The sequence below is a fragment of the uncultured Subdoligranulum sp. genome, assembly GCF_937890665.1.
This window is the reverse complement of the sequence record NZ_CALADU010000002.1, coordinates 1-6,399: the sequence shown is the minus strand read 5'-3', so window position 1 is coordinate 6,399 and position 6,399 is coordinate 1. Positions and strand designations below refer to the sequence as shown.

Annotated in this window: 6 protein-coding genes and 1 pseudogene; 2 read left to right on the top strand and 5 right to left on the bottom strand. The window is 59.9% G+C overall.

All coding sequences use genetic code 11. The features are described 5' to 3' along the window. From kduI to Q0526_RS00130, 5 genes are all read right to left on the bottom strand, one after another. A partial coding sequence (kduI, locus tag Q0526_RS00150) for a 5-dehydro-4-deoxy-D-glucuronate isomerase (RefSeq protein WP_298729675.1) occupies positions 1 to 601 on the bottom strand: 601 nt, incomplete at its 3' end. A gap of 321 nt (positions 602 to 922) precedes the next feature. After that, positions 923 to 1,702, bottom strand: coding sequence for an AraC family transcriptional regulator (locus Q0526_RS00145; RefSeq protein ID WP_298729673.1), 780 nt, complete (start codon positions 1,700 to 1,702; stop codon positions 923 to 925). Between the two features lie 108 nt (positions 1,703 to 1,810). Further along, on the bottom strand, positions 1,811 to 2,761 hold the full coding sequence (locus tag Q0526_RS00140) for a carbohydrate kinase (protein ID WP_298729671.1): 951 nt from the start codon (positions 2,759 to 2,761) through the stop codon (positions 1,811 to 1,813). A gap of 20 nt (positions 2,762 to 2,781) precedes the next feature. After that, the gene (locus tag Q0526_RS00135) at positions 2,782 to 3,570 is read right to left on the bottom strand and encodes a hypothetical protein (protein ID WP_298729670.1); all 789 of its coding nucleotides are present in this window, start codon (positions 3,568 to 3,570) and stop codon (positions 2,782 to 2,784) included. Between the two features lie 19 nt (positions 3,571 to 3,589). After that, complete coding sequence (locus Q0526_RS00130; RefSeq protein ID WP_298729669.1) at positions 3,590 to 4,597, bottom strand: LacI family DNA-binding transcriptional regulator; 1,008 nt, start codon at positions 4,595 to 4,597, stop codon at positions 3,590 to 3,592. 284 nt (positions 4,598 to 4,881) lie between these two features. Here Q0526_RS00130 and Q0526_RS00125 point away from each other — a divergent pair, with 284 nt between their 5' ends. Continuing rightward, the gene (locus tag Q0526_RS00125; protein WP_298729668.1) at positions 4,882 to 5,883 is read left to right on the top strand and encodes an ABC transporter permease subunit; all 1,002 of its coding nucleotides are present in this window, start codon (positions 4,882 to 4,884) and stop codon (positions 5,881 to 5,883) included. A 13-nt stretch (positions 5,884 to 5,896) separates the two neighbouring features. Beyond that, positions 5,897 to 6,399 (top strand): annotated as a pseudogene (locus tag Q0526_RS00120) (carbohydrate ABC transporter permease); the annotation flags it as partial.

The window sequence follows — 6,399 nt, the reverse complement described above, 5'->3', positions numbered from 1 at the left end:
GGGTGTGGCTGGGCATGGTGTTCCAGTTGCTGCCCGGTTCCAGACAGGTCATGCCCATCGAGAGCTGGCAGGTCTTGAGAACGCTGGGATGGATGAACTGGTTGATGGTGCGCTTGTTGCAGCTTTCCAAGCTGCCCAGAGGACGCTTGGCAGCCTCCTCGATGGTGATGAGCTTGGTTTCGTACCGGCAGTGGGCCGGGGCGGACACCATGTAGAACTTGGCGGGATGGGCGGCATCATCGCTCTTGAAGGTGACTTCCTTAGTGCCCTGGGTGATGTACAGGCAGTCCTTGTAGTTCATGTGGTATTCCACACCGTCCGCCGTGACGGTGCCGGCGCCCTCGCCAATGTTGAAGAGGCCCACTTCCCGGCGCTCCAGGAAGTAGTGGGTGCCGAAGTTGGCCCAAACGTCGATGCCCTTGTCGATGGACACTTCCTCGTGGACCGGCATGCAGCCCAAGGTGACCATGCGGTCCACATGGCTGTACACCGCTACCACCTCGTCGGCCTTGTACAGCCCGGTGATGAGAAACTCGTCCCGGGTCTCCTGCGTGGTGTAGCGCTTGAAGTCGCGCTGGTTGCAAGAATAACGGATCTCCATAAACGGTATCCTCCTTTTGTATAGGTGGGTGCGGGCCAAAGCCCGCGCAGTCCAAAACATGGCCTGTCCGGCCCTGCCTTTCTGTCTACCAGTATAGCGAGCCACAGGCAAAAGCGGAATGCCTTTTCCGAATCAATTCATGCACAAAACGGATCTTTCGGGGGCAGCCGTCGTCACAAAAAAACGCCCCTTGGTAAAAACGCACAAAAGCACAGTTCCAAAATCGGCAATATTGCCGGGGAACTTTTTGCGCTGACAGGCGTTTTTTCTTGCGGGGCGCAACGGCCGTGCCGTCCGCCGGCCCCCAGCGCCGCGCGCCGGTCAGGGTTCCAATTCTGTACGATCCGGCAGATCCGCACAAAAATGGACCTGCTCTTTCATGAACTGGGACGGAGAGCATCCGTGATATTTTTTGAAGATACGGGAGAAGTAGAGGGCGTTGTCAAAGCCGCACATTTCGGCCACTTCGGCGATGGTATAGCCGTCCGCCCAAAGGGTGAGCATCCGCTCGGCGGTTTTCATCCGCAGATGGGTCAGGTACTCCAGCGGGGTCTGGCCCACCTCTTTTTGGAACCGCTTGCGCAGGTAGTCGTAGTGGAAGGGCTGGGTGCGCAGAAAATCCTCCACCCGGTAGTCGGGGCGGTCAAAGTTCTGCTGGATGTTTTCCCGGATACGGGCCACCGGTTCGGAGTATTCCACCCGGCTGCAAAACACCACCAGATAGCTGACGATCAGTTCCCCCAGCGCAGCCAGCACCAGTTCGTGCTTTTGCCGCTCTGACATATGGTAGATCCGCACCTGCGCAAAGGCGTTGGCCAGACTGTCGTTTTCGTCCTGTACGCAGAACGCCTCCTGATAGGGAAAAGCGGGGGATTCCAAGATGATATGGATGTTGGAAAAGCCGTCGGTGCTGGAATTGCCATGGACCACCCCCGGGGGAATGGCCACCGTCTGCCCCGCCTGATAGGTGATGGGGGGCTGGTTTTCAAACCGGAAGGTCCCCTCCCCCGCGGTGCAGTAGACCACCTCCCAGTGGTCATGTTTGTGCATCCGCACGTTGTAAATCTTGGGGTGTTCCCCCACATACAAAATTCGGTTCATAACCCATGCCTCGCTGCCTGTGTGCAGGTTGTTCGTGCCTCTATCATACCACGAACCGGGGCAAAACGACAACCGTTTCCCAGCAAGGGATGGGGTCTTTTTCGGGCTTTACAGGACCTTGCGCACCTCGGCTTCCGGCACCACGCTGTTGATGCCGCCATGGGTCTGGGTGGACAGGCTGGCCGCACAGCAGGCAAATCGGGTGACGGCGGCCATCTCGTCGACGGTCAGCGTTTCCGGCGCTTTGCCCAGCCGCAAAAATTGGCTCATGGCGCTGCCGCCGAAGATGTCCCCGGCGCCGGTGGTGTCGATGACATGCAGCCCCGTGGGGGACGGCACCTCGCCGCAGCCATTCTGGTTGGCAAAATGGCTACCCTTGGGGCCGAGCGTTGCATAGACAAGGCGCACGCCGTATTCCTTCAGCAGTTTCTGGGCGCCGGCCTCGGGGGTCAGGCCCCACAAAAAGTCGATCTCCTCGTCGCTGATCTTGACGATGTCCGCCTGATGCAGCCCCCACTCGATCTGGGCCTTGGCCGCGGCTTCGTCGGGCCAGAGGGGTTTGCGCAGGTTGGGGTCAAAGCTGATGAGCTTGCCCTGCTTTTTGGCATAGGCCACCGCCGCCTGGGTGGCTTCCCGGGCGGGTTCCCCGGTCAGGCTCAAAGTTCCGAAGTGGAACACCTTGCAGTCGTCCAGCAGGGTGTAGTTGATTTCCTCGGTGCGCAGGCAGGTGTCGGCGCCGGGTTTGCGGGCAAAGCTGAAGGACCGGTTGCCGGTGGCATCCAGCGTGACAAAAGCCAGCGTGGTAAACACCGCCGGGTCGGTCACGATGCCCTCGGTGCCGATGCCCAGCCCTTGCAGGGTGCCCACCAGCAGATGGCCGAAGGCGTCGTCCCCCACCTTGCCGATGAGGGCTGTGGAGCAGCCATAGCTTTGCAGCGCCGCCAAAAAGTTGCCCGGTGCGCCGCCCGGCTGGGCTTTCAGGGTGGGGTAGCCCGCCTCGTCGGCGGAAACGGGAGCAAAATCAATGAGCAGTTCGCCCAATGCCACAACATCTTTCATAGCGCGTTCTCCTTATCGTATCAGTCTTGGGGCGGGACCTGTTCCGGGAAGGCCCGGGCAATGCTTTCCTCGATGGCGAAAGCCTTGTCCAGCCGGTCATAGAGCAGGAAGAGCGCCGCGAACAGAATAAACCAGACCCCCACAAAGGGCAGCAGCAAGAGGGTCCAGGGGGCAAACAGGAACATCAAGGCCCACCAGACCAACTGGAGCAGCGCCGCCCCCACCGTGGCCCAGAAATACCGGACGGTAAAAAGCAGTGCGTTGCGCAGCCGGACCATCGGCCGCTGTTCAAAGAGGACAAGCTGGGGCCAATAGAGGGTGGACAACACCAAAAAGACCAGCCAGCTAAACAGATAGACCAGAATGGTGACCGCCCCGGGGCGCAGGGTGCTCCAGAAAAAGAGCATCATCCCCGCGAAGGCCGCAGCCCCCAGAAACAACCCGGTCAGGGCGCCGGGCAGCAAGGCGGCCCGGGCGTTCTGGGCCAGACTGCGCTTATAGTTTTGCCCCCAACTGCCGGGGGCGTCCCGCAGCGCCCGCAGGACCGTGTCGTACAAACAGGCCAGGAAGGGACCCGCGATGGCGCCGCCCACCAGACCCGCGGGCAGCAGCACCAGCACGCTGCTGCTGAGGATGGCGTAGGCCACCCCCACCGTCAGGGGCAGGCAGCCCAGTATGGTCATCAGGCCGGTGAGGAAGAACCGCTTCCAGTTCCGGCCCAGCACATCCTGATACCGGTCGATGCCCACCAGCCGTCCCCGCTCGTCGCGGCGGGGTTCCCCCATGGAATAGGGACGAAAGAGATTCATGGTCAAGTCCTCTCCTTTTTTATACCGTGGCCGGCTGCGAATCCCGGGTGGTGCCCCCGGGCTGATACCGCACCGGCAGACAGACCAGCGGCGGCAGACCGGTGAAATCCTTGGACAGCACCATGCTGACCGCCGTTTCGGCCAGATCCGGCACGGGCTGCACGATGGTGGAGCAGATATAATCCTTATCGCCGAACATCCGCACCCCGTCAAAGCCGATAACCTGCACATCCTCGGGCACCCGCAGCCCCAAGGCCTGCACCATCTTGACGGCCTGCCAGGCCATCAGGTCGGTGCCGCAGAACAGCCCGTCCAGCGGGGTGTCGGTTTCCAGCAGGTTGTGGCGCAAAAATACCTCAAAGGCGGACAGCGGCGCGCCGTCCGACAGGTTGCACATCTCAAAGGCCAGTCCGGCCTCCATGCAGCCGCTGACAAAGCCATCCTTGCGCTTGCTGGGCTCGTTGGTCAGGGAGGAACCGGTGCGCAGGCAGGCCACATGCTTGCAGCCCAGTTCGGCCAGCTTTTTGGCCGCCAACTGGCCGCCGCCAAAGTTGTCCGACGCCACGCAGGGCACCGAAACACTGAAAAACCGGTCGATGGTCACAAAGGGGATGCCCGCCGGGATTTCCAGCGTGGGGTTGTAGGTCAGGGCAATGATGCCGTCCACCCGGTTGTGTACCACCATGCTGACAAACTCCTGCTCCCGGTCCCGGTCATACTCGGTAAAGCAGAGCATCATTTTATAGCCCCTCTTTTCCAGCGCCATGTTGACGTAGTGGGTCAGCAGCGCAAAAAAGGGGGTGATGGTGTTGGGGATGATCAGCGCAATGGTGTTGGTGCGGTTGCTTTTCAGCGCCTTGGCGCTGGGGTTCACCTGATAGTTCAGCTTTTTGACCGCAGCCTCCACCTTTAAACGGTAGCTTTCGCCCACCGGCAGCCCGTTGATGACCTTGGACACCGTGCCCAACGCCACACCGGCCTCCCGGGCTACATCGCTCATCGTGGCGGTTTGTCGTTCGCCTTTCATGAACAGTTCACCTCGCAGCTTGCAGTTTCTGGTTCTTATTATACACCGCTTCACGGGGATTGTAAAGCCAGTTCATGAAATAATCGCGCATTTTCACGGCTTTTCACCGGGTCATTTTTCACAAGAACCGTTGCCCCAGATTGTACAAAACGCCAAAACCGCCCTGCTGCGCTTGTTTTTCGGCCTAAACCCATTGACTTTTGGGGAGCAGGGTGGTATTTTTGTTTCACAAGATACATGAAACGATTCACAGCAACCGGTTTTGCAAGAAGGAGGAATCCATCATGAAGAACCCTCGTGCCACAGCGGACGGCACCCTTGTGGCCAAGCCTGCGGCGGCCCCTGCCCCCAAGCGGAAAGCCCGCAAAGCAGCCAAGGCAGTCCCCGCCCACCGCAAACCGCTGAAACAGCGCATTGCGGAAAACTGGCAGCTTTACCTGCTGCTGCTCGTCCCCGTCCTCATCACCATTGTGTATAAGTACGGGCCTATGTACGGCATCCAGATCGCCTTCCGGGACTTCAAGGCCAGCCGGGGCATCACCGGCAGTGAATGGGTGGGCTTGAAATGGTTCGAGGAGTTCTTCTCCTCCCCCAACTGCGGGCGGATGATCAAGAACACCATCCTGCTGAGCCTGTACAGCCTGCTGTGGAGCTTCCCGGTGCCCATCATTCTGGCGCTGGCGCTGAACCAACTGCGGTTCCACCGGCTCAAGCGGGTGGTGCAGACGGTGCTTTACGCCCCGCACTTCATCTCCACCATGATCATCTGCGGTATGCTGCGCATCTTCCTCAGCCCCTCCGGCGGTCTGATCAACCTGATCTTCGGCACCAGCATCGACTTCCTCAACCAGAGCACCCTGTTTCGCACCATCTATGTGGCCAGCGGCATCTGGCAGGAGGCCGGCTGGGGTACCATCATCTATCTGGCGACGCTGTCCAGCGTGGACACCGCCCTCTACGAAGCCGCCAAGGTGGACGGCGCTTCGGTATTCCAGCGCATCCTCCACATCGATCTTCCTGCGCTGGTGCCCATGGCGGTGCTGCAGCTTATCCTCAGCGCCTCCAACCTGATGAACATCGGCTTTGAAAAGGTCTTTTTGCTGCAAACCGACCTGAACAAAGCCACCAGCGACATCATCGCCGTCTATGTGTACGAACAAGGTATCCAACATGCCGAGTACAGTTACTCCACGGCCATCGGCCTATTCAACACCGCCGTCAACATCATCCTATTGATCATCGTCAGCCGCATCGCCAAAAAGGCCAGCGACGTACAGTTTGTGTAAAGGAGGCCTTCCCATGTCTGCCAATTCCAAAACGCTGGGCAAGCGCCCGGGCGGCCTGTCGGACCGCGCCAGCGATGTGGTGCTGGTGGTGCTGTCCATCGCCATCCTGCTGGTGGTCGCCTACCCGCTGTACTACATTCTGGTGGCGTCGGTGTCCGACCCTTACGACGTCTACGCCGGCAAAACCTTCTGGCTGCCCAGCCAGTTCACCCTGAAAGGCTACGCCGCCGTCTTTTCGGACGACAGCATCCTGATGGGCTACTGGAACAGCATCAAATACACGGTGGTGGGCACCCTCTTCTCGGTGATCATGATCTACATCACCGCCTATCCCCTGTCCAACCCCGACCTGCCGGGCCGCAAGTTCTTCAACATCTTTTTCGTCATCACGATGTATTTCGGCGGCGGTCTGATCCCCACCTACCTGATCGTCCGTGACACCGGCCTGATCAACACCATCTGGGCAATGTTTCTGCCCGGCGGCGTGGCGGTGTCCAACATGATCATCGCCCGCAA